The sequence below is a fragment of the Selenomonas sputigena ATCC 35185 genome (genome assembly GCF_000208405.1).
Lineage (GTDB): Bacteria > Bacillota > Negativicutes > Selenomonadales > Selenomonadaceae > Selenomonas > Selenomonas sputigena.
The window spans coordinates 214,672-234,747 of record NC_015437.1 but is presented as its reverse complement, the minus strand read 5'-3'; the positions used below and the strand labels follow the sequence as shown (position 1 = coordinate 234,747).

General features: G+C 57.8%; 23 protein-coding genes. 6 read left to right on the top strand and 17 right to left on the bottom strand.

Annotation, left to right across the window (positions count from 1 at the left end; genetic code table 11):
• Positions 1-399: 399 nt before the first annotated feature.
• The 8 genes from SELSP_RS01020 to SELSP_RS00985 all read right to left on the bottom strand — a co-directional run bounded on the left by SELSP_RS01020 (position 400) and on the right by SELSP_RS00985 (position 6,426).
• Entirely contained in the window at positions 400-885 is a 486-nt protein-coding gene (locus SELSP_RS01020) for a hypothetical protein (protein ID WP_013740524.1), read from the bottom strand.
• A gap of 15 nt (positions 886-900) precedes the next feature.
• Positions 901-1,776, bottom strand: a complete 876-nt coding sequence (locus SELSP_RS11725; protein WP_013740523.1) for a DUF805 domain-containing protein — start codon at positions 1,774-1,776, stop codon at positions 901-903.
• 155 nt (positions 1,777-1,931) lie between these two features.
• A complete protein-coding gene (locus tag SELSP_RS01010) occupies positions 1,932-2,300 on the bottom strand; it encodes a YkvA family protein (RefSeq protein WP_006192914.1) in 369 nt (122 codons plus the stop codon).
• A 96-nt stretch (positions 2,301-2,396) separates the two neighbouring features.
• On the bottom strand, positions 2,397-3,005 hold the full coding sequence (locus SELSP_RS01005; RefSeq protein ID WP_155813682.1) for a hypothetical protein: 609 nt from the start codon (positions 3,003-3,005) through the stop codon (positions 2,397-2,399).
• On the bottom strand, positions 2,968-3,570 hold the full coding sequence (locus SELSP_RS01000) for a hypothetical protein (RefSeq protein ID WP_037367685.1): 603 nt from the start codon (positions 3,568-3,570) through the stop codon (positions 2,968-2,970). Before SELSP_RS01000 ends, SELSP_RS01005 begins: the two co-directional genes overlap by 38 nt.
• Before the next feature lie 305 nt (positions 3,571-3,875).
• On the bottom strand, positions 3,876-4,277 hold the full coding sequence (locus SELSP_RS00995; RefSeq protein WP_407635835.1) for a toxin-antitoxin system HicB family antitoxin: 402 nt from the start codon (positions 4,275-4,277) through the stop codon (positions 3,876-3,878).
• 22 nt (positions 4,278-4,299) lie between these two features.
• The gene (locus SELSP_RS00990) at positions 4,300-4,542 is read right to left on the bottom strand and encodes a hypothetical protein (RefSeq protein ID WP_006192907.1); all 243 of its coding nucleotides are present in this window, start codon (positions 4,540-4,542) and stop codon (positions 4,300-4,302) included.
• A gap of 51 nt (positions 4,543-4,593) precedes the next feature.
• Positions 4,594-6,426: an acyltransferase family protein gene (locus SELSP_RS00985; RefSeq protein WP_006192905.1), complete on the bottom strand. Its 1,833-nt coding sequence runs from the start codon at positions 6,424-6,426 to the stop codon at positions 4,594-4,596.
• A gap of 260 nt (positions 6,427-6,686) precedes the next feature.
• Between SELSP_RS00985 and thiT the strand changes: the two genes are divergently transcribed.
• Together thiT and rarD are read left to right on the top strand one after the other, a co-directional pair.
• On the top strand, positions 6,687-7,328 hold the full coding sequence (gene thiT / locus SELSP_RS00980) for an energy-coupled thiamine transporter ThiT (protein WP_013740519.1): 642 nt from the start codon (positions 6,687-6,689) through the stop codon (positions 7,326-7,328).
• 40 nt (positions 7,329-7,368) lie between these two features.
• Positions 7,369-8,247: an EamA family transporter RarD gene (rarD, locus tag SELSP_RS00975; RefSeq protein WP_006192902.1), complete on the top strand. Its 879-nt coding sequence runs from the start codon at positions 7,369-7,371 to the stop codon at positions 8,245-8,247.
• A 46-nt stretch (positions 8,248-8,293) separates the two neighbouring features.
• On the opposite strand, the gene SELSP_RS00970 is transcribed toward rarD, so the two are convergent.
• The 6 genes from SELSP_RS00970 to SELSP_RS00945 all read right to left on the bottom strand — a co-directional run bounded on the left by SELSP_RS00970 (position 8,294) and on the right by SELSP_RS00945 (position 13,493).
• Positions 8,294-9,274, bottom strand: a complete 981-nt coding sequence (locus tag SELSP_RS00970) for a diaminopimelate dehydrogenase (protein ID WP_006192901.1) — start codon at positions 9,272-9,274, stop codon at positions 8,294-8,296.
• A gap of 20 nt (positions 9,275-9,294) precedes the next feature.
• Complete coding sequence (pfkA, locus tag SELSP_RS00965) at positions 9,295-10,254, bottom strand: 6-phosphofructokinase (protein ID WP_006192900.1); 960 nt, start codon at positions 10,252-10,254, stop codon at positions 9,295-9,297.
• A gap of 29 nt (positions 10,255-10,283) precedes the next feature.
• Entirely contained in the window at positions 10,284-10,697 is a 414-nt protein-coding gene (locus SELSP_RS00960; RefSeq protein ID WP_013740518.1) for a PTS sugar transporter subunit IIA, read from the bottom strand.
• 156 nt (positions 10,698-10,853) lie between these two features.
• Positions 10,854-12,200, bottom strand: coding sequence for an adenosylmethionine--8-amino-7-oxononanoate transaminase (gene bioA, locus SELSP_RS00955; protein ID WP_006192898.1), 1,347 nt, complete (start codon positions 12,198-12,200; stop codon positions 10,854-10,856).
• A 30-nt stretch (positions 12,201-12,230) separates the two neighbouring features.
• Positions 12,231-12,914 (bottom strand): dethiobiotin synthase, encoded by a 684-nt coding sequence (gene bioD / locus SELSP_RS00950; protein ID WP_006192897.1) that lies wholly within the window; start codon positions 12,912-12,914, stop codon positions 12,231-12,233.
• 42 nt (positions 12,915-12,956) lie between these two features.
• On the bottom strand, positions 12,957-13,493 hold the full coding sequence (locus SELSP_RS00945) for a biotin transporter BioY (protein WP_006192896.1): 537 nt from the start codon (positions 13,491-13,493) through the stop codon (positions 12,957-12,959).
• Here SELSP_RS00945 and SELSP_RS12135 point away from each other — a divergent pair.
• Genes SELSP_RS12135 through SELSP_RS00930 form a run of 4 tightly spaced genes read left to right on the top strand, consistent with a single transcriptional unit; the run spans position 13,492 to position 17,528 of the window.
• On the top strand, positions 13,492-13,680 hold the full coding sequence (locus SELSP_RS12135) for a hypothetical protein (RefSeq protein ID WP_155813681.1): 189 nt from the start codon (positions 13,492-13,494) through the stop codon (positions 13,678-13,680). The genes SELSP_RS00945 and SELSP_RS12135 overlap by 2 nt on opposite strands.
• Positions 13,681-13,724: 44 nt before the next feature.
• Complete coding sequence (locus SELSP_RS00940; RefSeq protein ID WP_013740517.1) at positions 13,725-14,501, top strand: DeoR/GlpR family DNA-binding transcription regulator; 777 nt, start codon at positions 13,725-13,727, stop codon at positions 14,499-14,501.
• 22 nt (positions 14,502-14,523) lie between these two features.
• On the top strand, positions 14,524-16,533 hold the full coding sequence (locus tag SELSP_RS00935) for an LTA synthase family protein (protein ID WP_006192893.1): 2,010 nt from the start codon (positions 14,524-14,526) through the stop codon (positions 16,531-16,533).
• Positions 16,530-17,528, top strand: coding sequence for a radical SAM protein (locus tag SELSP_RS00930; RefSeq protein ID WP_006192892.1), 999 nt, complete (start codon positions 16,530-16,532; stop codon positions 17,526-17,528). Before SELSP_RS00935 ends, SELSP_RS00930 begins: the two co-directional genes overlap by 4 nt.
• Before the next feature lie 124 nt (positions 17,529-17,652).
• On the opposite strand, the gene SELSP_RS00925 is transcribed toward SELSP_RS00930, so the two are convergent.
• The 3 genes from SELSP_RS00925 to SELSP_RS00915 form a co-directional block, all read right to left on the bottom strand.
• A complete protein-coding gene (locus SELSP_RS00925) occupies positions 17,653-17,952 on the bottom strand; it encodes a helix-turn-helix domain-containing protein (protein WP_006192891.1) in 300 nt (99 codons plus the stop codon).
• 239 nt (positions 17,953-18,191) lie between these two features.
• Positions 18,192-18,572, bottom strand: coding sequence for a hypothetical protein (locus SELSP_RS00920; protein WP_013740516.1), 381 nt, complete (start codon positions 18,570-18,572; stop codon positions 18,192-18,194).
• 79 nt (positions 18,573-18,651) lie between these two features.
• On the bottom strand, positions 18,652-20,043 hold the full coding sequence (locus SELSP_RS00915) for an aspartate ammonia-lyase (RefSeq protein ID WP_006192889.1): 1,392 nt from the start codon (positions 20,041-20,043) through the stop codon (positions 18,652-18,654).
• Positions 20,044-20,076 lie beyond the last annotated feature (33 nt).

Genomic DNA, 20,076 nt, shown 5'->3' with positions numbered 1-20,076 from the left:
CGAATTGGCTCTTTTTATCTTTGGATACGATTCTTTCAAATCGCATAAAGAAATTGTCGATTGCTTTTACAAATGTAGTTCACAATCGATGTTTCATCAAGATTCCTCTTGATGGACATCTGGCTTGAATCATATAGATGATTCATTTCTGCATTGTTTAGTTTTCAAGGAACACCGCCGAATTGCTTCGGCTGTTCGCCGCTCGTTCTTCACAGGCGACTCGACTATCTTACTTCATCCGCAAGGGATTGTCAAGCACTTTTTTGAAGTTTTTTCGAGCGTCTTGCTGCCGCTTACCGCAGCAGCAAGTAGTATAATACATGAAAGCGGGCGAACTGTCAACACCTTTTTGAAAAAAAGTGAAAAGTCCGCCCGCTGATGGATACATCAGAAGCACGTTCAGTCGGAATAGCCCGTCCAGATCTTATAGACCTTGCCCTTGCCATCGACATAGAAGTCCAGCGAGATCAGTCCCCAACCGTAGGAATAGCAGTAGCCCTGATTCGCCTTGTGCGCCTGCGGCAACGTGCCATAGGCGCGCTGTATCTCCGTCAGGGTGCTGCCCACATGGATGCCGCGCGGCGTCGCGATGCCATTGTCTGCCGATGTCATCATAGAGGACACCGTCGACCGTTTTGTTTCGATGCCTACAATAAAGGAATCGCCGTAATGATAAATCCAAAGCGGGATATCCCCCGACCCCGGCGTGCCTGCATAATACTCAACCCAATCGGGATCGCCGTAGACGCTCTTCACATAGTCGGCGTCGCTGCCGAACTGTATGCCGCCGAGTGCATAATCCGCATCGGGCAGACGCGCCGCCGAGCAAAGATTCGCCGCAAACAGCAGCGCGGCAATCAGGGAAAGCATCACACATCTCTTCATAAAGACCGACTCCTTTCACTGCAGCGGATCCGGACCGAAGCGATTCGGACCGGGCGTGCCCTGCTTGAAGAGGAGCAACAGCCCAAAAACGATGTTCACAAGAGGCACGAAACTGAGAAGGACGAGCCACCCCGACCAGTCGTTGTCATGGCAGCGACGGATTCCCAAGGAAATGCCGATGACTGTTGCAGGAAGGCATAAGACAAAGATGACCGCATAGAGGAATATGAAGAGCACCATGCCAAGCTCAGGCGAGCTTTCAGCAATCTTAGCGATAATGAAACCGAGGATAAAGGAAACGATCTGTACGATAACGGAACTGATAAGGCTGACCGCCAACCCACGCAGGATGTACGGCTTGCGATTCAGGCGTCCTTCAAAGGAAAGAAGTTTTTCCTTCCATTCGCCCAAACTGCCGGCCGCCCCCGCTGCACCTGTCCCGCCACCGAAAGCGCCTCCCCGAGCGCCAAACGGCGGGGTGTTGCCCGGGTGAGGCATAGGCTGTCCGCCAGTCGGTGATGTCTGCGCAGGCGGAGTCTGCATCGGCGGTGCAGAAACGGGCTGCGCTCCCGCGCCCTGCGGCGGCGCAAAGTTCTGCGGCGAAGGCGATGCAAAATTCTGCGGTGCATTTTGCGGCTTGTCGACATTCATGCTTGACGACTGCACTGCCGCTGCAGGCGGCACCCCTGGTGCTTGCGCCTGCGGCGTCTGCTGTGTCGTTCCTTCAGAAACAGCCTGACCGCATTCAGGACAAAAACGCATGCCCGCCTGCAGGTCGGTGCCGCAGTGTGCACATTTGCACTCTTCGGACTGAGCCATGCCGCATTGCGGGCAAGATTTCGCATCGCCCCCCAGCGGTATGCCACATCCCATACATTTTTTCAAAGCCATAAATCTCATCTCCTTACAACTTACAGAAAAATCATCTTTTTGTTTCACTTAAGAATACTTTTCTCTGCCGAAAGAGAAAATCCTTCCCTCTAAAAAGAAAGCAGCCCATAATCCTATGAGCCGCCAAATCCATGCATCTCTATACTGTATAATAATCAGCGAAAGATCGCCACGATGCCCCAGACGATCAAGGCGATCCACGCGATAAGCGCAATCGAGGCGAGTGCCACGATGTACGGCAGACGCCGCCCGAGCCGCTCGGCCTTCACCTGTGCATCCGCACGCACGTGCGGCGGCAGGAAGCGGATCAGCCCGAAGACAGCTGCCGGCAGAACCGCCGCATCGTCGACCATGCCGAGGACAGGAACAGCATCCGGAATGATGTCGATCGGGCTGATACAGTAGAGCAGTCCGGCAAGAAATGCCGCCTTGATCGCCGTAGGCGTGCGAGAATCCTTGAGCGCCACCATCATGATAAGCAAATCTTCACGAAACATCTTCAAAAAGGAAAAAATCTTCCACATAAAACCGCCTCCCTGTCAAAATCATCTCGCAACAGAGTCACAGGCGAAAAGAGAGAACGCCCCGCGTCCTCTCTCGTATTCTTCCGCCTTGTATGTTCACGGCGCTGCAGCGACCTTTCCCTGTTCACACATGACCTGAGCCAAATCTTCCTTGGAAACGCCCAGATCGACATCCGTGTCGACGACAGCCGTAAAGAACGAACCTTTCTTGTAAACGGCCTGCGCACCCTTGATGAAAAGGCCGCCGACAACCCCCTGTGTGAGAGCATTGTCGTGATGGGCGACCTTTTTTTCTTCCGTGCCGCGCAGTGGAACCGTGATTCCGTTTTCCGTTTGCACAGACTTCATCTCTATCACGAGGAGACCCGAGCGCCCATATACGCCGGCAGGGCGGTTCTTTGCGACAACGGCTCGCACATCCGCCTTCGAGCGAATCACCACCACGCCGTTCAGCCGCAAGTCACCGAGCACGACGACGGGAACAAAATCTCCCTCGCTTACATCCTTGGATGACACCTCTCGCTCCAAGCGAAGGGAAAGCTCCGTGCCAGCGGGGATATAGGCATGTCCTTCTTCCACCCCCTCCGGCGCAGAAGCCTCTGCAAGATGCGCAAGCAGCATCAAGCTCGCGACAAGACCCGCAAGGCACAGCAAATGCCCCCATGCCTCACTGCGCAAGGTCAACGCCGCTGTTTTCTGCCACAAACGACTGAATCTTTGCATTTCCCTTCTCCATCGCATCCGTCAGCGCATTGACGATCGGGGACTTGAAGCCGACACCGCCAAATACCGTCTTGTTATCGTCCGAACTCGTCGTTTTGAAGGCGTACAGCTTGTCTGCTTTTGCCGCATAAACTTTGTACGCGAGCTTCGTCTTCACCGTGACCTTCACCTGAAAAAATGACTCGTGGCGCGAAGCATGCAATTCGGCAATTTCCATTGCCACGACGTAGTCTGCGCCCGTCGCCTCCGCAACGGCCTTCATCTGATCTTTGTCGGGAAGCTCCTCGTCCTCCGTCGTATAGCCAGTCGTCGAGAGGGCGCTTTGCGTTTCAGCATTCGGCACGACCATGTAACCTGCCGCCGAGAAGTAATTCGTGTACTTTTCCGCCACCGTTTCGTCCACATATCCCTGGTTCTCCTCCGAAGAATTGAGATATTGAACCACGGCGATTTTCGCGCCATTTTGCATGCCCGTCTCTGCAGGAGAAGCTGCACAGGTGACGCAGACAGAAAGCGCCATAAGTAAAACACAGAGAATTTTGTTCATCCAAAACACCTCACAAAATGAAACCATAAAAACACTCTACGCCTTGTAAAATTCGACTAAAATTTCTCAAATCCTTTTCTTATCTCATATTTCTTAGCAAATCTCACTTCGCCAGCGCTTCCACTACCGCATCGTGCACGAGCTTTGCGTACTGCTCCGTGCCCGCGTCGTTCGGGTGCACGCCGTCGCCCGAGAGTCGCAGGTGTGCGAGACTCCTTGAGCGCTGCCATCATAACGAGAAAATCTTCACGGAACATCTTCAAAAAGAAAAAAGCTTCCACATAAAAGCGTCTCCCTGCCAAAAATCATCTCACAGCAGAGGTCTTCAGCCCGCTTGCGATCAAACATACGGCAAGCTGATTCAGGCTGACCCCCTCCGCTTTGGCACTGAGCGCCAGCTCTCGATGCAGGCTTTTGGGCAGGCGCAGATTGAATTTTCCGCTGAAGTTTTCTTCCGACTGCGGCTTCGGTATAGTCAGCCCCTCTTCCAATGCAGCTTCTAGCCAACATCTCTTTGCATCTTCCAGCAACTCCAGAAGTTCCGCTTTCGTCTCCGCCTGTGTAATGCACCCTTTCAATTCTGCCACATAACCGACGTAACCGCCGGCCGCATCCGCTTCGATAATTTCACGATACGGCAACGCCATATAGTATGCAATATCCCTTTTCATATCGTCACCCTCGCAAACCGACAACAAATCAAGCATCAGCATCAGCATCAGCATCATCTCACGCATCAGCATCATCCAAAGCTAGGATGACCTGCCGCACATAAGCTTCTTTCACATACGGCTCTTTCTTCGGAATCGTAAGCGGCAGACACCCTTTTTTCCGAAACGTCCAATGACTGGATCCGCTTCTCGGCTGCCGCTTCTCATACCCGATGGATTCCAGCACTTTCGCGACTTCCTCAAACGAAACCGCCTTGGGATTGTTCCGAATGCGTGCGATAAGTTTTTCCCACTTGCTCAAGGCATTTCCGCCCCCATATATAGTACCACACCCAACCCTTTGAAGCAAATCTCACTTCGCCAGCGCTTCCGCTACCGCATCGTGCACGAGCTTTGCGTACTGCTCCGTGCCCGCGTCGTTCGGGTGCACGCCGTCGCCCGAGAGCCATTCGGGGTGCTTCGATACGAGTCCGTACCAGTCGATGACCGTCACATTCTTATTCTCAGCAGCCATCTTTCGGATGTATTCATTGTTCGGATCCTGCCACGAAAGGTGCGGCGCGTAGACATTAACCCAGAAGATGCGGCGGCTCGATCCCAAAAGCTTCAAAAGACCCTGCGTCTGTTCTATATAGCGCTCGCCGGCGGCGAGCGGCCCGTTCGTGCCGAGCGAGACGACGACGATGCTGCCGAGTCTGCCCTGCGCCGCGAGGCTCTGCGCGGCTTCGATTCCGCCGCCCACATAGCGCGAGACTTCCGCATCGACCGCGCAGCCAGGCAGCGCCTTCTGCAAATCTCCCGCCGCAGACAGCATGACCGAATCGCCGATGCAGGCGACACCCGAAAGATCCACCGCCTTCATGCGTGCCGCCTTGTCCTCAGCAGCTTTTGCCGCTGCTGCCTTCTCGGCTTCTTCCTTCTGCCGCGCGAGCTCCGCCGCATTCTTTTCAAGACGTGCATTGAGCTGCGCGCGCGCCTCCGCCTTGTAGCCGGCAGGCGCCGCAAGCCCCTTGCAGCCGAAGCCCATCAAGAAGACGCCGCACAGAGTGAAAGCGAGAAAGCACGCTCCCTGCACATAGACAAGGCGATTGCCGAACGCAGGCAGCTCGCGCCTGCCGATGCTCTTCGTCAACGCCTCCGTCCACATGGCGAGTAGCAAGATGACGGCGATCTCCCACGCGGCAAAATACGGCATCGCTTCCCAGCCCTTTTGTTGAAACAGGAAGATCACGGGGTACTGCCAGAGAAAGATGCCATAGCTGCGCGTGCCAATCCAGCGAAAGACACGCATATCGAGAAACTTGCCAATCGTCATGCCGCGATCCGCCGTGATCGCGAGCAAAAGACAGAATAGCAGCGTCACGGAGAACATGCCGCCCCGATAGAGCAGCGGATTCGCGCCATCGAAAAAAACGCACGCGAAGAGGACGGCGACGAACAGAAGCTCGAAACTGACGAACTCTGCGATCTCGCGCCAAAGCGGATTCTTCTTCGCCGCAGAAGTCCCCGCACGCCAAAGCCCCATCGCCGCTCCCAAGAGGAGCGCAAAGACGCGCGTATCCGTGCCATAGTAAAGGCGCGTCACATCTGCCCCCATCGAATACGAAAGCGGCATGAGAAGCGCCGTCCCCAAACCGAGCACGGCGATGACCGCCATGCCCGCCCCTTTTCCCATGCAATGCGAGACAAGCGTATAAAGAAGAAAGAGCAGCGGCCACAAGACGAATGCATATTGCAGCTCGATGCCCATGAACCACAGATGCGTAAACGGCGATGCATTGGCGATGCGCGTGAAATAGTCGGCGTTCGCAGCAATCTGCCACCAGTTGTTATAGCCGAGCACGACGGAAAGAACCTCCTCGCGCATGTCCACGACCGTCTCGGGAAGCACGAAGGAATACACGCCGAGTGTCACGAGAATCACGACGACGAGAGCAGGATACATGCGCAAAAGGCGCTTCAAAAAATAACGTCCGAGAGAAAATTCGCCCGCGAGCCGTTCCCGCTCCGTCGTGTAGGCGAGAAGATACCCCGTCAAAACAAAAAACAAGGATACCCCGAGGTATCCCCCTTTCACCACATCGGGAAATATATGAAACAACGTGACCCCGACGATCGCCAAGGTGCGCAGAGCATCAAGCCCTTGAATCCGTGTCGTCGGCCTTCCTCCAACGTAATCTGCCATAAATCCACCATCCTTTGTGTGCCCTCCATTATCGCACAAACGAAAAGTCTCTTCAAGGGATTTTCGTTTGCTTTCGGAAGGGACGAATTGTATAATTAAGAAAGCGATGCTCCCTGCTCGGACTTTTGAAAGAGGCTCCTGCAGATCTAGATGCAGAGTCTATACGAAAGGAGCGTCTGCAGCGTCATGAAGGCTCTCTGTGATACAAATATCATCCTCGACGTACTGTTGGCAAGAGAACAATGAAAGGACGGATAAATATGGACACTCTGCTGCAAAACATCTCAGCCATTCTTGAGCACCCGGCGAGCCTCATCGCGCTTATCGCCGTGCTCTTCGCGATTCTCTCGCACCTCTACTTTAGGCGCGTACGGCTCACGACGCCGATGATCGTGACCATCGCCCTCATGCTCGCGATGACCGTCATCCTGCACCAGTTTCGCCTCTACCACATGCCGCAGGGCGGCAGCGTGACGCTCGGCGCGATGGTGCCCCTGCTCTTCGTTTCCTATCGCTACGGAGTCGGCACGGGCTGCCTCGCGGGCTTCCTCTACGGCATCTTCAACATGATGCAGGATCCGTATCTGCTGCACCCCGTGCAGGTGCTCTTCGACTACCCGCTGCCCTACATGGCGCTCTCGCTCGCCGCGCTCTTTCCCGCACACCGCATGGCGTCGACGGCGCTCGCCTTCCTCGCGCGCTTTTTCTGCCACATCGTGAGCGGCGTCGTATTCTTCGCGTCCTACGCTCCCGCAGGCACAAGTCCCCTCGTCTACTCGCTGACCTTCAACGCGACGTACCTCGTTCCCGAGTGCCTGATCTGCTTCGCCCTCTTGAAGGTCCTGCCCGTAGAAAGGCTCATGGCGGCGATGGATCGCCAAACGGCGCCGCACGCGCACTGATCATCCCATTCACACAAAACGGAAAGAAGTTTTTTATCCCATGGAACAAAAAAAGCGCGGCATGATCGCCGCCCTCTCCACCTATATCATCTGGGGTTTTCTGCCGCTCTACTGGAACCTCCTCACTGCGGCTTCCGCCGCTGAAATCCTCGCGCATCGCATCTCATGGTCGTTCGTCTTCATGCTGCTCGTCCTCGCCGTCTCCAAACGCTGGCAGAACTTCTGCCAGGATTGCAGCGCACTCCGTCAAAACCGACGGCGTGCGCTGCTCCTTTTCGGCGCTTCGATCCTCATCACCATCAACTGGTTGACCTATATATGGGCGGTCAATAACGGTCACGTCATCGACACGAGTCTCGGCTACTACAGCACCCCGCTGATGAACGTCGCGCTCGGCGTCGTGCTCTTCAAGGAACGGCTCACGCCGTCCGCACGCGTCAGCGTCCTCCTCGCCTTCTGCGGCGTCCTGCTCATGACCGTGCAGATCGGCAAACTGCCGTGGGTCGCGCTCGTGCTCGCCCTGACCTTCGGACTCTACGGCGCACTGAAAAAGAAGCTCGCGCTGCATCCCTTTTCGAGCATCACGCTCGAAACTCTGCTCGTACTGCCCGTATTCCTGCCTTACGCCATCTATCTGGCGGGCGAGCCGACGAGTCAGTTCAGCTTGGCGACGCCGCGCGAAATGCTGCTCCTTATCGGCTCCGGCGCCGCCACCGCCACGCCGCTCATCCTCTTCTCCTACGGCGCGAACCTCCTGCCATTGAACGTCCTCGGCTTCTTCCAATACCTGAGTCCGACGATCGCTCTCCTCCTCGGCGTATTCTTCTTTCACGAGCCTTTCGGCGCAGCGCAGCTCTCCGCCTGCGCCTGCATCTGGACGGCTCTTTTGATCTTCACGCTCTCCGAGCGCGTGCGGTGAAAGGGCGCCATCGGATCATGGCGCCCCTTGTGCTTCTATTCACTTCTCACAAAAGCTTCGCCCGAAGCTCCTCTGCCGAAAGCGGCGAGAGGTAGGCGGGGGCGATATCGAGGACGGTCTTGCATCCCGCGACGCCCTCCTGCGCAAGGCGGTATGCCGCCCTTGCATACGCGAGGAGGACGCTCGTCGTGAACTCGGGGTTCGAGTCGAGCTTCAAACTGTACTCGATCGCGTGCTTGTGCTCGCCATGAAGCCCCGTCGCACCCGTGCGGATGACGAAGCCGCCGTGCGCAAGGCCGCTGTGGCTTGCCTTCAGCTCCTCTTCCGTGATGAAGTGCACGGTCGTGTCGTAGTCGGCGAAGTAGTTCGGCATCTCCTTGATTTCCTTCTCGACCTTCGCAGCGTCCGCGCCCTCTTCGAGGACGACGAAGCATTCGCGCGTGTGCTTCTCGCGCGTCGTAAGCTCGGGATTGTCGCCGCGGCGCACGGCGGCGAGCGCCTTGACGACGGGGATGGTGTACTGCTTCGCATCCTTCACGCCTGCGATGCGGCGGATGGCGTCGGAGTGCCCCTGGCTGACGCCGCGCCCCCAGAAAGTGTACTCCTTGCCGTTCGGCAAGACGGCATTCGCATAGACGCGCGCGAGCGAGAAGAGCCCGGGGTCCCAGCCGACGGAAATGACGGCGACATGATTCGTCGCCTTTGCCGCCGCATCCACGGCAGCGAAGTGCGCAGGAATCTTCGCGTGCGTATCGAAACTGTCGACGACGTGGAAGAACTTCGCATACTGCGGCGTCTGCCCAGGCAAATCCGTCGCGCTGCCCCCGCAGAGGATCAGCACGTCGACCTTGTCCTTCCATGCCTCGATGTCCTCGACGCGGACGACGGGCACGCCCTCCGTCCGGATCTTCACATCTTTCGGATCGCGCCGCGTAAAGACGGCGACAAGCTCCATATCGCTGTTTTCGCGCACGGCGCACTCCACGCCGCGCCCGAGGTTTCCGTAGCCGAGAATGGCAATTTTCATATTTCTCTCTTCCTCCCAAATCAGGCGAGAACGCGTGCGAGGCGCACGATCTCGGGATCGAGCGTCTTGCGGTTCGTCACGGCGTCGTGCAGGTTGATGCTCACGACCTTGCCCATGTCAAATCCGAAGACGATGTCGCTCGCGCCCGACATCAGCGCGAGAGCCGCGCGTTCGCCGAGAAGCGACGCCTTCATGCGATCCTCGACCGTCGGCGCGCCGCCGCGCTGGATGTAGCCCAAGACGGATACGCGCGTATCGATCTTCGTCGTCTCGCCGATGAACTTGCCCATCTCGACGGCAGAGCCTGCACCCTGCGCCACGACGATGATGCTGTACTTTTTGCCCGCCTCGTAAGCGTCCATGATTTCCGTGCAGATCTCATCGAGATCGTACTTGACCTCGGGCACGAGGACGTATTCAGCGCCGCCCGCGACGCCCGCCATCATCGCGAGCCAGCCCGACTTCTTGCCCATGACCTCGATGAGGATGATGCGCCGATGCGCCGACGCCGTGTCGCGCAGCTTGTTGATGGCCTCCAGAACTGTGTTCGCCGCCGTGTCGGCGCCGATCGTGTAGTCCGTGCCCCAGACGTCGTTTTCAATCGTCGCCGGCAGACCGACGATCGGCATGCCGTGGCGCGAGAGATGCGCCGCGCCCGTAAGGCTGCCGTCGCCGCCGATGACGACGAGGCCTTCGATGCCATGCTCTTTGAGCTTTTCCATCGCCGCTTTGCGCCCCTCCTCCGTATGGAAGCGCTTGGAACGCCCCGTGCCGAGGAAAGTGCCGCCGCGCTGAATGAGGTCGCTGACGCTACGCGTCGAAAGCTCCTTGATGTCGCCGTCCAAAAGCCCCGTATAGCCGCCGTAGACGCCGAAAATCCTTACGCCCTCGGAAATCGCCGTGCGCACGACGGCGCGCGCCGCCGCATTCATGCCCGGGCTGTCACCGCCCGAAGTCACAACACCAATCGTACTGATCATGTATCTCTCTCCTATCCTATTGCCTTTTCTCAGCTGTTGACTGCACTCGCGTGGAAGAGCCGGATGCCCTTCTGCCCCACGCTCGCTGCCTTCTCCATCAGCGTACGAATGTCCGTCCCCTCGTCCATCGCCTGCGTGTTCGCCATGTCGACGAGCATCGGCATACTCACGCCCGTGACGATGCCGTACTGCTCGTTGTTGATGACGATGCGGCAGGCGGCATTGTATGGCGTGCCGCCGAAGATGTCGACGAGGAAGAGCACGCCGCCCGACGTATCGAGCTTTTCCAAGACGGCTTCGTACTTCGCCGTGATGTCTGCCGGCCCTTCGCCCGGCAGAAACGTGACCGCCGCCGTGTTCTGCACCTCGCCGAAGATCATCTCGACGGAAGAGAGCAGCTCTTCGGCCAGACGGCCGTGCGTGCCAACGATGATTGCAAACATATCCATACCCCCCAGCTGAGCTTTTGCCCAAGCATCAAATCCAGTGCTTATCGTTCTTATTATAGCAAATTTTTTCCTATATGTCTGTAAAAAAAGCCGCCTGTCGCATCTTCTGCGACGGCGGCTTTTTTTCCAATATTTGCGGCAGCTTTCACGCTACGCTTCCAAGACCTCGTCCATCGCCTGTTTCATGCGGCAGATCGCGGTATCGAGTTCTTCCTTCTCGATGTTGAGCGGCGGGTTGAAGTAGAGTACGTCGCCTAGAGGGCGCAGCAGGAGTCCGCTGCGAAGCGCCGCCCGGTAGATGGCATAGCCGAGGCGGCGGCTCGCGTCGAACGGGCGCTTCTCCCGCTTGTCCTCGACGAGCTCTGCGGCATGGATCAGGCCGATATGACGGATCTCGCCGACATTTCGGTGCGCACCGAAGACTTCCTCCATGCGTGCGGTCAGCCAAAGAGCTGTCTCTTCCGCTTTCTCCAGGACGTTTTCCTCGTCGAGGATGTCGAGCACGGCGAGTGCCGCCGCGCAGCCGAGCGGATTGCCCGCGTAGGTGTGGCTGTGCATGAACGCCTTCCCTTCGCTCCAGTCCGCGTAGAAGGCGTCGTAGATCTTCTCTTTGACGACGGTGATGGACATCGGCATGTAGCCGCCCGTCAAGCCCTTGGAAAGGCACATGATGTCGGACGTGATGCCCGCACGCTCCGTCGCGAATAGCCTGCCCGTCCGGCCGAAGCCCGTCGCGATCTCATCGGCAATGAGGAGCACGTCATGCTCGTCGCAGAGCGCACGCAGTTTCTTGAGATAAAGCTCCGGATAGATTCGCATGCCCGCGCTGCCCTGCAGAAGCGGCTCGACGATCATCGCCGCACACTCTTCGGCGTGCTCGGAAAACGCCTTTTCCGCATAGGAAAAACACTCGCAGGAGCACGTCTCGCGCGTCTTTTGAAAAGGACATCGGTAGCAGTCGGGCGCTTCGACGTGGATGTTGTCCATCATCATGGGCTTGTACATCTCGGCGAAGAGATCCATCGAGCCGACGGAGAGCGCACCGATCGTCTCGCCGTGGTAGCCCTCGGAAAGGCACAGGAAGCGCGTCTTCTTCGTGCGTCCCGTCTGCTGGCAGTATTGAAACGCCATCTTGAGCGCTGCTTCGACAGCGGACGAGCCGTTGTCGTTGAAGTGGAACTTCGTGAGCCCGGCGGGCACGAGCGCAGCGAGACGCTCCGCCAGCTCGATGGCGGGACGGTGCGAGAAATTCGCGAAGATGACGTGCTCCAGGCGGTCGAGCTGTGCCTTGATGCGCGCATTGATCTTCTCGTTCGCGTGCCCCAAGAGGTTCGCCCACCACGAGCTGACGATGTCGAGATAGGCTTTGCCGTGCACATCGTAGAGCCATGCGCCCTTCGCATGGTCGATGACCATGGGCAGGAGCTCCTCGTAGTCCTTCATCTGGGCGCACGGATGCCAGATATGGCGAAGGTCGCGTTCTTCAATCGTTGGCATGAAATCCTCTCCCTCTATGATTTCGGATGTTCAGTCGTACAGCGCGGCGAGCGCCGCCGCCGCGAGCGGCAATTCCTCTGCCCCCTTCGCGACGCACGCGACGACGGGCGCGCCCGTCATCTCCTCGACCATCTTCTTGTTGTCCTCCTGCATGACGTCTCCCGCCTGCCAGTTGTTGAAGATGAATCCCTTCAGTGGAATGGCTCGCATCTTCAAGTGCTCGGCGGTCAGGACAGCGGCGTTGATCGTGCCGAGTCCCGCATCGGCAACGACGAGAGCCGAAAGGCCGAGGCGCACGGCGAGGTCGTCGAGCACGACGTGTTCATGCTCGTCCCAGCGCAAAGGGCAGATGATGCCGCCGCTGCCCTCGACCGTCAGATAGTCGAAGCGCTCCTTCGCCGCGCGAAAATCACGCTCGACCTTGCCGAAGTCGATCGGACGGTTTTCGATTCTCGCGGCGAGATGCGGCGATACGGCATCCCGATAGATGTAAGAAACGATTGCCTCGTCTTCTGCCAGAGCCGCCGTGCGTGCGACATGAAGCGCATCGCCGGGCAGGAGCGAGCCGTCCGCGCTCGTCTCAGCGCCCGACAGCGCCGCCTTGTAGTAGCCCGTGCGAACTCCCGCCTCCTTCAGGCGCTTGACGATGAGTCCCGTCACATACGTCTTGCCGATGTCCGTTCCCGTTCCCGTGATGAACAATGCTTTTCCCATGAAAATTTTCTCCTTTGCAAAGACAGCATCGAGCGATGCATCTCAGAGCCAAAGTCCCGCCTTGCGGCAGCGAATGCCGATGAATGCGGCGGCGAGGCACAGCAAAAAGTCCGGCACGACCTGCAAAATGCCGCAGTACCAGAGCGCGAGCCACAGCGTGATGGGCGCGTCGACGATGTAGTTCGACGCGATGTAGAAGTAGGAAATGCCGAACAGATAGACGACCGCCATGCCCGCGAGGCACGCGCCGAGCACGCGCCCGAAGGTCGGCTCGCCGCCGCGCACGAGCGCCCCCGTGAGATACGCCTGACAGATGAAGCCGACGAGATAGCCGAAGGTCGGCTGCAGGACGTAGCTCGGGCCGCCGCCCGACGCAAAGACGGGGATGCCAACGAGTCCCATGAGCACATAAACGCCGACCGCCACAGCCCCGAGCCGCGCCCCGAGCAAGACGCCCGCCAAGAGCGTAAAGAGGAACTGCAGCGTGTAGACATCCGTGCCAACGGGGATGCGGATAAAGGCGCCGACGGCGACGAGCGCGATGAAGAGCGCACAGAGAACGATTTCTCTCACTTTCATGAAATTTGACTCCTCCCTTTGGGAAGCGCTGAATCCGCCAGCGCCCCTTCATATCTATCGTTCCATAAATCTTCCTTATCATACGCCCTTGTATGATTATTGTCAACTTAACATTTTTGAAAAGTTTACCTTGATGCGCTGGCATAAAGAAAATTTAGGGCTTGAAAAACTTTTTCCTTTCGGGTAAAATTGGAAAAAATACGATAAACCAATAGCAACGGAGGCGAGAATATGTTTCTTGTAGAACGCCATGATGCCATCCTTGACATCCTTGCACGCGACGGCAAGGTGCGCGTCAAGGATCTCAGTGACCGTTTTCATGTGACGGAGGACTGCATACGCAAGGATCTCGGTGCGCTCGAAAAACAGGGGCGGCTCAAGCGCACTTACGGCGGCGCCGTCATCCGGCGCGAGAATCCCCACACCATCGAGGTCAGCAAGCACCGCAACATCGACGTCGAGGCCAAGCGCCGCATCGCACGCGCCGCCATGCACCTCATCCATGAGCATGACATGGTCTTCCTCGACATCTCGACGAGCAACCTCGCAATCGCCGAGCTTCTCGTGCACGACGAGCGTGAGCTGACCGTCGTCACGAACATGATCGACATCCTCTCAATCCTCGCCCAGAACCCGAAGATCCGCGTCGTCTTCGTCGGCGGCGTCATCAACAAGAGCCGCGACGGCTTCTGGGGCGGCATGACGCTTGACCTCATCTCGCGCCTGAAGCCCGACATCGCCTTCGTCGGCGCCGTCGGCGTCGATGTCAAGGAAAACAGTGTATCGACCTACGACATCGAGGACGGCATCAACAAGGCGGCGATCATCCGCGTCTCCAAGCGTGCTTACGTCGTCGCCGAAGCGAGAAAGCTCAGCTCGGACGGCAACTACAACTATGTGACGCTCGACACGCTCTCGGGGCTCATCACCGACTCGCGCCCCGCCGCCGATATATGCCAGACGGCAGAGGACTACGGCGTGGACATCATCCTGCCGCAAATCGACTGAAAAAGGAAGGACTCCCTGCTCCATGCAAAACACATCTTTGCGCCTGCCTTCCTGGCAGGCGTTCTCTTCCGTTGCCGCAAAAGGACTCAAGGTGTTTCTTTTCTACCTTGCAGTCCTTTCTTTCTGCCGCGCCTTCTTCATCTTCTGGATGCACGACTACATGGCGGCGGCAACGGGCAGCGCGGACATCGCGCTCGCACTCTGGCGCGGCATGCGCCTGAGCTTTCAGACGGCGGGTCTTCTTGCGCTCTTTTCCCTCGTGCCAGCCGCGATCGCACGTCTTCTTCACACACCGCTTGAAAACCTCGCATGGCGCGTGACGAGCGCCCTTTCCCTCACGGTGCTCTCCATCCTCTACGCCGCAAGCTTCCCCTACTATCGCCAATATCACACGGGCTTTCATCAACTCATCTTCAACACGGTGAACGAGGACGTCTATGCGCTTTTCATATCGCTCGTGCAGGAATTCTACTTGCCCGTGCGGCTCGCGGGTGCACTCCTGCTCGCCTTCCTTCTCTATCGTGCGCTGTGCCTTCTGCTCGCGTGCGATTTTTCCGCTCTCGCCGAGCGACTGCTTCCCTGGCGGTCTCTTCGCCGCGCCCTCTTCCTCCTGATTCTCGCACTCGTCGCCCTGTTGAGCGCCTTCGGCGGCAGTCTGCGCTGGCAGGACGCCGTCAACTGGGAGAATGCCGGCGTCACGAACGACGCCTTCCTGAACGAAGCCATCCTCGACAATTTCCAGGCGCTCTATCGCGCCTATGTGCTGAACAGCCGCTTCCTCGCGTGCAACGGTCTCGACTTCACCGTCGAGGAGATCGAACGCCTCGCCGCGCTCCACGCAGGCCGTCCTGCCGATACGCGCGACCTCGACGTCTACCTCACGCGTGAAGCCGAAGGTGCACAGATCGAAAAGCCGCGCCACATCTTCCTCATCATCTCCGAAAGCTACGCCAACTGGCCACTCTTGGAAAAGTATGCGAGCCTGCACATCGCCGACCCCACGAAAGAACTGCTGGGCGCGGCTGATACCGTTTACTGTGATACCTTTCTGCCGAACGGTTCGAGCACGGTGTCCGCCGTCACGGGCGTTGTCACGGGATTCGCCGACGCCAACCTCTACCTCACGACGATGCCCGAATCTTTCGCTGCGCCCTATCCGACCGCCATCGCACCCACCTTCGCCCGCCTTGGCTACCACACGGATTTCTGGTATGCAGGTCCTGCGACATGGGAGCGCATCGAGCCGTTCTGCCGCGCGCAGGGATTCGAGCAATTCTACAGCCGCGGCGACTTCTCCTCCGACGAGGGAAGCGTCTGGGGCGTCGACGATGAAGTTCTCTACGGGGAAGTTCTCTCGCGCATCGATCCCGAACAGCCCGGGCTTCATGTGCTCCTCAACGTCTCGAACCATTCTCCGTACACGGTCGATCTCGCCGCCAAGGGTTTTCCCGCAGAAGCGGTACGTGCCGCGCTCCCCAAGGAGGCGCAGGGAGATGACGCCCTCCTCAAAGAACTCGGCCACTACTGGTACGCGACGCAGGAGCTCGCCGCCTTCCTCCGCGCGGCGAAGGAAAAATTCCCCGAAGCTCTCTTCGTCATCGTCGGCGACCATGCCGACCGCTACAACATCGAGAAGACGCCGTCGCTCTACGAGCGCTACGCCATCCCCTTCATCCTCACGGGACACGGCGTAAAGAAGGGTCTGCTCGACTCAGAAGCTGCGGGCAGTCAGATCGACATCGCGCCAACACTCATCGAGCTGATTGCGCCTCGGGGCTTTCGCTACGAAGCCGTAGGAAGAAGCCTCACGCGCGGCAACCGGCAGGGCGTCAACTACGGCTTTTGGATCACGCACAGCGCCATCGGCAGGACAGATACCGTTCCGCTCGTCGCCGAACCGATCAAAGACCGCCCGGCCGCTCTCGACGAAGAGGCGATGCAAGACTACATCAACGCCGTACGCGCCCTTTCATGGTGGCGACCGAAATATGGTCCCATGCTCGACGAGGCGAAGCTTGAAGGTCGCGAATGATGGCGGCGGAACGCGAAAAGAAAAGCGTCGCTGACGCGCCAAAAAGCCGTGCAGCAAAGAGCCGCACGGCAAAAATCATAGAGAAAACTCTCGCACCGCTCGCCGCCTGCCGCCTCTGTCCGCGCGGCTGCGGCGCGAACCGCCTGCACGATGCGCACGGCTTCTGCGGCGCTGGCCGATACGCGCGCGTCGGCCTCGTATCGCTTCATGCGTGGGAAGAGCCTTGCCTGGCTGGCGAAAAGGGCGCGGGAACGGTATTTTTCTCGGGCTGCAACATGCGCTGCGCCTTCTGCCAAAACTACGAGATCAGCCGCGAAAATTTCGGCATCGCCGTCACGGAAGAACGCCTTGCCGACATCTTCCTCGAACAAGAAGAGCGCGGCGCGACAACACTCGACCTCGTGACGCCGACACACTTCGCCCCCCAGATCGCCGCCGCGCTTCACCTCGCCAAGGCGCAGGGACTTTCCATACCCGTCGTTTACAACTCCTCCGCTTATGAGACCGTTGATACCATTAAAAGCCTGGCGGGACTCGTCGACATCTTCCTGCCGGACCTCAAATACATGGCGGAAGAGGCGGCTCTTCGCTACAGCACAGCCCCCGACTATTTCAAGACGGCGAGCGCCGCCATACGATGTATGCGCGAGATCGCGGGCCGTCCCATCTTCGATGATACCAATCGTATGCAGCGCGGCGTCCTCGTGCGCCACCTCGTTCTGCCGGGACAGCGCAAGGAAAGCATGAAGATCCTCGACTGGCTCTGGCAGAACTTCTCTGATACCATTTACATTAGCCTCATGAACCAATACACGCCTATAGGCGACCTCTCAAAACTCCCCGAACTCAACCGCCGTCTCACGACCTTCGAATACGAGAGCGTCGTCGACCACGCACGCAGTCTCGGCATCGAAAACTGCTACATCCAGCAAGGCGGCACCGTCTCCACCTCCTTCGTGCCAAAATTCGACGGACGAGGGGTGGAAAAATACTGAACTACACGCACAAACGTCCACTTTGTGGACATTGTGCGCCGCCCTTACATGAAAGAGCCAATCGGTCTGCGCCCTTCGGGCTTGACTTCTTGGACTTTCATAGTAAAAAAGAAGCCATGGCGGCTCACATTTGTGCCGCCATGGCTTCTTTTGGAAATCGCGCAATCGTTCTCAAATACGACACCGCCGTAGCATCGAGCTGCCTGCGTCCCTGCTCCCAATTCTGCAAGGTTGCCAAAGGAATCCCGAAGGCTCGCGAGAACTCTTGTTGTGACATCGCCAGACGCTTTCTCACCGCCTGAGGTTCTATGCGATATACGACGCTTTTTTTCAAGCCTTCCACGATACTGCCTTGCGCATCCAGCAGCGCCTCCTGCAAGCCTTCAAGAATTTCACTTGCCGCGTCTGACATCATCGGCTCCATGCTGCTCCTCCTTCCTGTGAAAAATCGCTTTCATCTCTTCTACAATATCCCGAAATACTCTTTTCTCGTCTTCGGTTAAATCAACCTATGGCATCGTTTCAACGAGCACTTGAGGAATCACTTCATTCTTCATATCTTTATTATACGTCAATGACGCATCTCATGCAATATTGCAATTCAAAAAATATCCCCTTTGTTTCTAGACTGCACCTTGTAGGCAAACAAAGGGGATACGATTTTCAGTTTCTGTTGTTCCTCAGCGTCTTCCACATGGTATCATAGACCGCCATGTAGTGTGCATATCTCTCTGGAACGCCGTCAAAATCTCCGCCGAGTCGGAAAAAGGCGCCGCCGTCGATCGACAGAAACACACCGTCTTCGCTCGCTTTGTACAAGTATTGCGCCGTGTTCTGCAGCGCATCGCCGTGCACGAACTTCACCATCCCGCGATAGCTGGTGGCATTGCCTGTCGGAATCCGCTCTTTCTCCAGGGTTTCCGTCACGACGTAGATGTCCTTGCCATCATAGGAGGTTGCCCAAATATCTTGGGCAAAGGTCTGCGGCATCCATAAGACTTGGGCGAACAAGGCAAAAACGACGGCCAGAAAAATCCGTTTCATGCAAACGCCTCCTTTACTGTACATCTCTCATATTATCGACACTTTCAGGCGACGGCATAAACCCATGTCCTTCCTTCCCTCATTCGTGCGTGATGCCCGGATGCGTCATCTGCTCGGGCGACATGATGTGGTCGAGCAGCTCTTTCGTCAAGAGCTGCTTTTCCAAGATGACCTCGCGAATCGGCCTGCCTGTCGTATAGGCTTCCTTCGCAAGAATCGCCGACTGCTCGTAGCCGATGTGCGGCAGGAGCGCCGTGACGACGCCCACGCTGCGATCGACCCACTGCTGACACTGCTCGCGATTCGGTTCAAGGCCGATGAGCAGCTTATCGACGAAGGTGCGCACGGCATTTGTCAGGTAGTTCATCGAGTTGAAAAGGTTGTACGCCATGATCGGCTCCATGACATTCAGCTCGAACTGCCCGTTCTCGACGCCGAACGATACGGCAAGATCGTTGCCTATGACCTGATAGCACGCCTGGTCGAGTACCTCGGCGATGACGGGATTGACCTTGCCTGGCATGATGGAGGAGCCGGGCTGGCGCTTCGGCAAGTTCAGCTCGTTGAGCCCGCAGCGCGGTCCTGACGCCATGAGACGGAAGTCGTTCGCCATCTTGATGAGCACGAGCGCGGTGTTCTTGAGCGCGGACGACACGTCAACGAAGCCGTCCGTATTGTTCGTCGCGTCGATGATGTTCGTCGACGTCTCGAAATTCTCACCCGTAATCTCGCGCAGCTTGCGCGCGACCGCCTTGATGTAGGCCGGCTCGGCATTGAGTCCCGTGCCGACCGCCGTGCCGCCCATATTGATGAGGCGGATGCTGTCCATCGACCAGCCGACGCGCTTGATGCTGCGGCGCACGGCGGACGCATAGGAGCCCATCTCCTGCCCCAGAGTGATCGGCACGGCATCCTGCAGGTGCGTGCGCGCCATCTTCAGGATGTCCTTGTACTCCTCTGCCTTCTTTTCCAGCTCCGTCGCCAGATAGTCGAGCGCCGCCGTCAGCTTGTGTCCCTTGTGCGTCAGACAGACCTTGATCGCCGTCGGAAAAGCGTCGTTCGTCGACTGCGCCATATTGGCATGATTATTCGGCGAGATGATATCATAGCTGCCCTTTGGCTCACCGAGGATCTCGAGTGCGCGGTTCGACAAAACCTCGTTCATGTTCATGTTGATCGATGTGCCCGCGCCGCCCTGAATCGGGTCGACGGGGAACTGGTCGATGAATTTGCCGTCGATGATCTCCTCCGCCGCCTCGACGAGCGCGTTGCCGATGCGCTTGTCGAGCCTTCCCGTCTCCATGTTCGCCTGTGCCGCCGCCTTCTTCACCTTCGCGAGCGCCTGTATGAAGTCGACGTCGAGCCGACTGCCCGTGATGCTGAAATTCTCTATGGCACGCAGCGTCTGCACGCCGTAATATGCCTCATCCGGCACCTCAAGTTCGCCGAGAAAATCATGTTCCTTGCGCATTGCAATCCCGCCCTTTCCTTTTGTCCGAACCGT

What these genes read in the sequence shown, in the direction of transcription:
- SELSP_RS01020 (WP_013740524.1), bottom strand. Translation starts at nt 885, where the DNA reads ATGAAGAGATGTGTGATGCTTTCCCTGATTGCCGCGCTGCTGTTTGCG.
- SELSP_RS11725 (WP_013740523.1), bottom strand. Translation starts at nt 1,776, where the DNA reads ATGGCTTTGAAAAAATGTATGGGATGTGGCATACCGCTGGGGGGCGAT.
- SELSP_RS01010 (WP_006192914.1), bottom strand. Translation starts at nt 2,300, where the DNA reads ATGTGGAAGATTTTTTCCTTTTTGAAGATGTTTCGTGAAGATTTGCTT.
- SELSP_RS01000 (WP_037367685.1), bottom strand. Translation starts at nt 3,570, where the DNA reads ATGAACAAAATTCTCTGTGTTTTACTTATGGCGCTTTCTGTCTGCGTC.
- SELSP_RS00995 (WP_407635835.1), bottom strand. Translation starts at nt 4,277, where the DNA reads ATGCTTGATTTGTTGTCGGTTTGCGAGGGTGACGATATGAAAAGGGAT.
- SELSP_RS00985 (WP_006192905.1), bottom strand. Translation starts at nt 6,426, where the DNA reads ATGGCAGATTACGTTGGAGGAAGGCCGACGACACGGATTCAAGGGCTT.
- thiT (WP_013740519.1), top strand. Translation starts at nt 6,687, where the DNA reads ATGGACACTCTGCTGCAAAACATCTCAGCCATTCTTGAGCACCCGGCG.
- rarD (WP_006192902.1), top strand. Translation starts at nt 7,369, where the DNA reads ATGGAACAAAAAAAGCGCGGCATGATCGCCGCCCTCTCCACCTATATC.
- SELSP_RS00970 (WP_006192901.1), bottom strand. Translation starts at nt 9,274, where the DNA reads ATGAAAATTGCCATTCTCGGCTACGGAAACCTCGGGCGCGGCGTGGAG.
- pfkA (WP_006192900.1), bottom strand. Translation starts at nt 10,254, where the DNA reads ATGATCAGTACGATTGGTGTTGTGACTTCGGGCGGTGACAGCCCGGGC.
- SELSP_RS00960 (WP_013740518.1), bottom strand. Translation starts at nt 10,697, where the DNA reads ATGTTTGCAATCATCGTTGGCACGCACGGCCGTCTGGCCGAAGAGCTG.
- bioA (WP_006192898.1), bottom strand. Translation starts at nt 12,200, where the DNA reads ATGCCAACGATTGAAGAACGCGACCTTCGCCATATCTGGCATCCGTGC.
- bioD (WP_006192897.1), bottom strand. Translation starts at nt 12,914, where the DNA reads ATGGGAAAAGCATTGTTCATCACGGGAACGGGAACGGACATCGGCAAG.
- SELSP_RS12135 (WP_155813681.1), top strand. Translation starts at nt 13,492, where the DNA reads ATGAAATTTGACTCCTCCCTTTGGGAAGCGCTGAATCCGCCAGCGCCC.
- SELSP_RS00945 (WP_006192896.1), bottom strand. Translation starts at nt 13,493, where the DNA reads ATGAAAGTGAGAGAAATCGTTCTCTGTGCGCTCTTCATCGCGCTCGTC.
- SELSP_RS00940 (WP_013740517.1), top strand. Translation starts at nt 13,725, where the DNA reads ATGTTTCTTGTAGAACGCCATGATGCCATCCTTGACATCCTTGCACGC.
- SELSP_RS00935 (WP_006192893.1), top strand. Translation starts at nt 14,524, where the DNA reads ATGCAAAACACATCTTTGCGCCTGCCTTCCTGGCAGGCGTTCTCTTCC.
- SELSP_RS00930 (WP_006192892.1), top strand. Translation starts at nt 16,530, where the DNA reads ATGATGGCGGCGGAACGCGAAAAGAAAAGCGTCGCTGACGCGCCAAAA.
- SELSP_RS00925 (WP_006192891.1), bottom strand. Translation starts at nt 17,952, where the DNA reads ATGGAGCCGATGATGTCAGACGCGGCAAGTGAAATTCTTGAAGGCTTG.
- SELSP_RS00920 (WP_013740516.1), bottom strand. Translation starts at nt 18,572, where the DNA reads ATGAAACGGATTTTTCTGGCCGTCGTTTTTGCCTTGTTCGCCCAAGTC.
- SELSP_RS00915 (WP_006192889.1), bottom strand. Translation starts at nt 20,043, where the DNA reads ATGCGCAAGGAACATGATTTTCTCGGCGAACTTGAGGTGCCGGATGAG.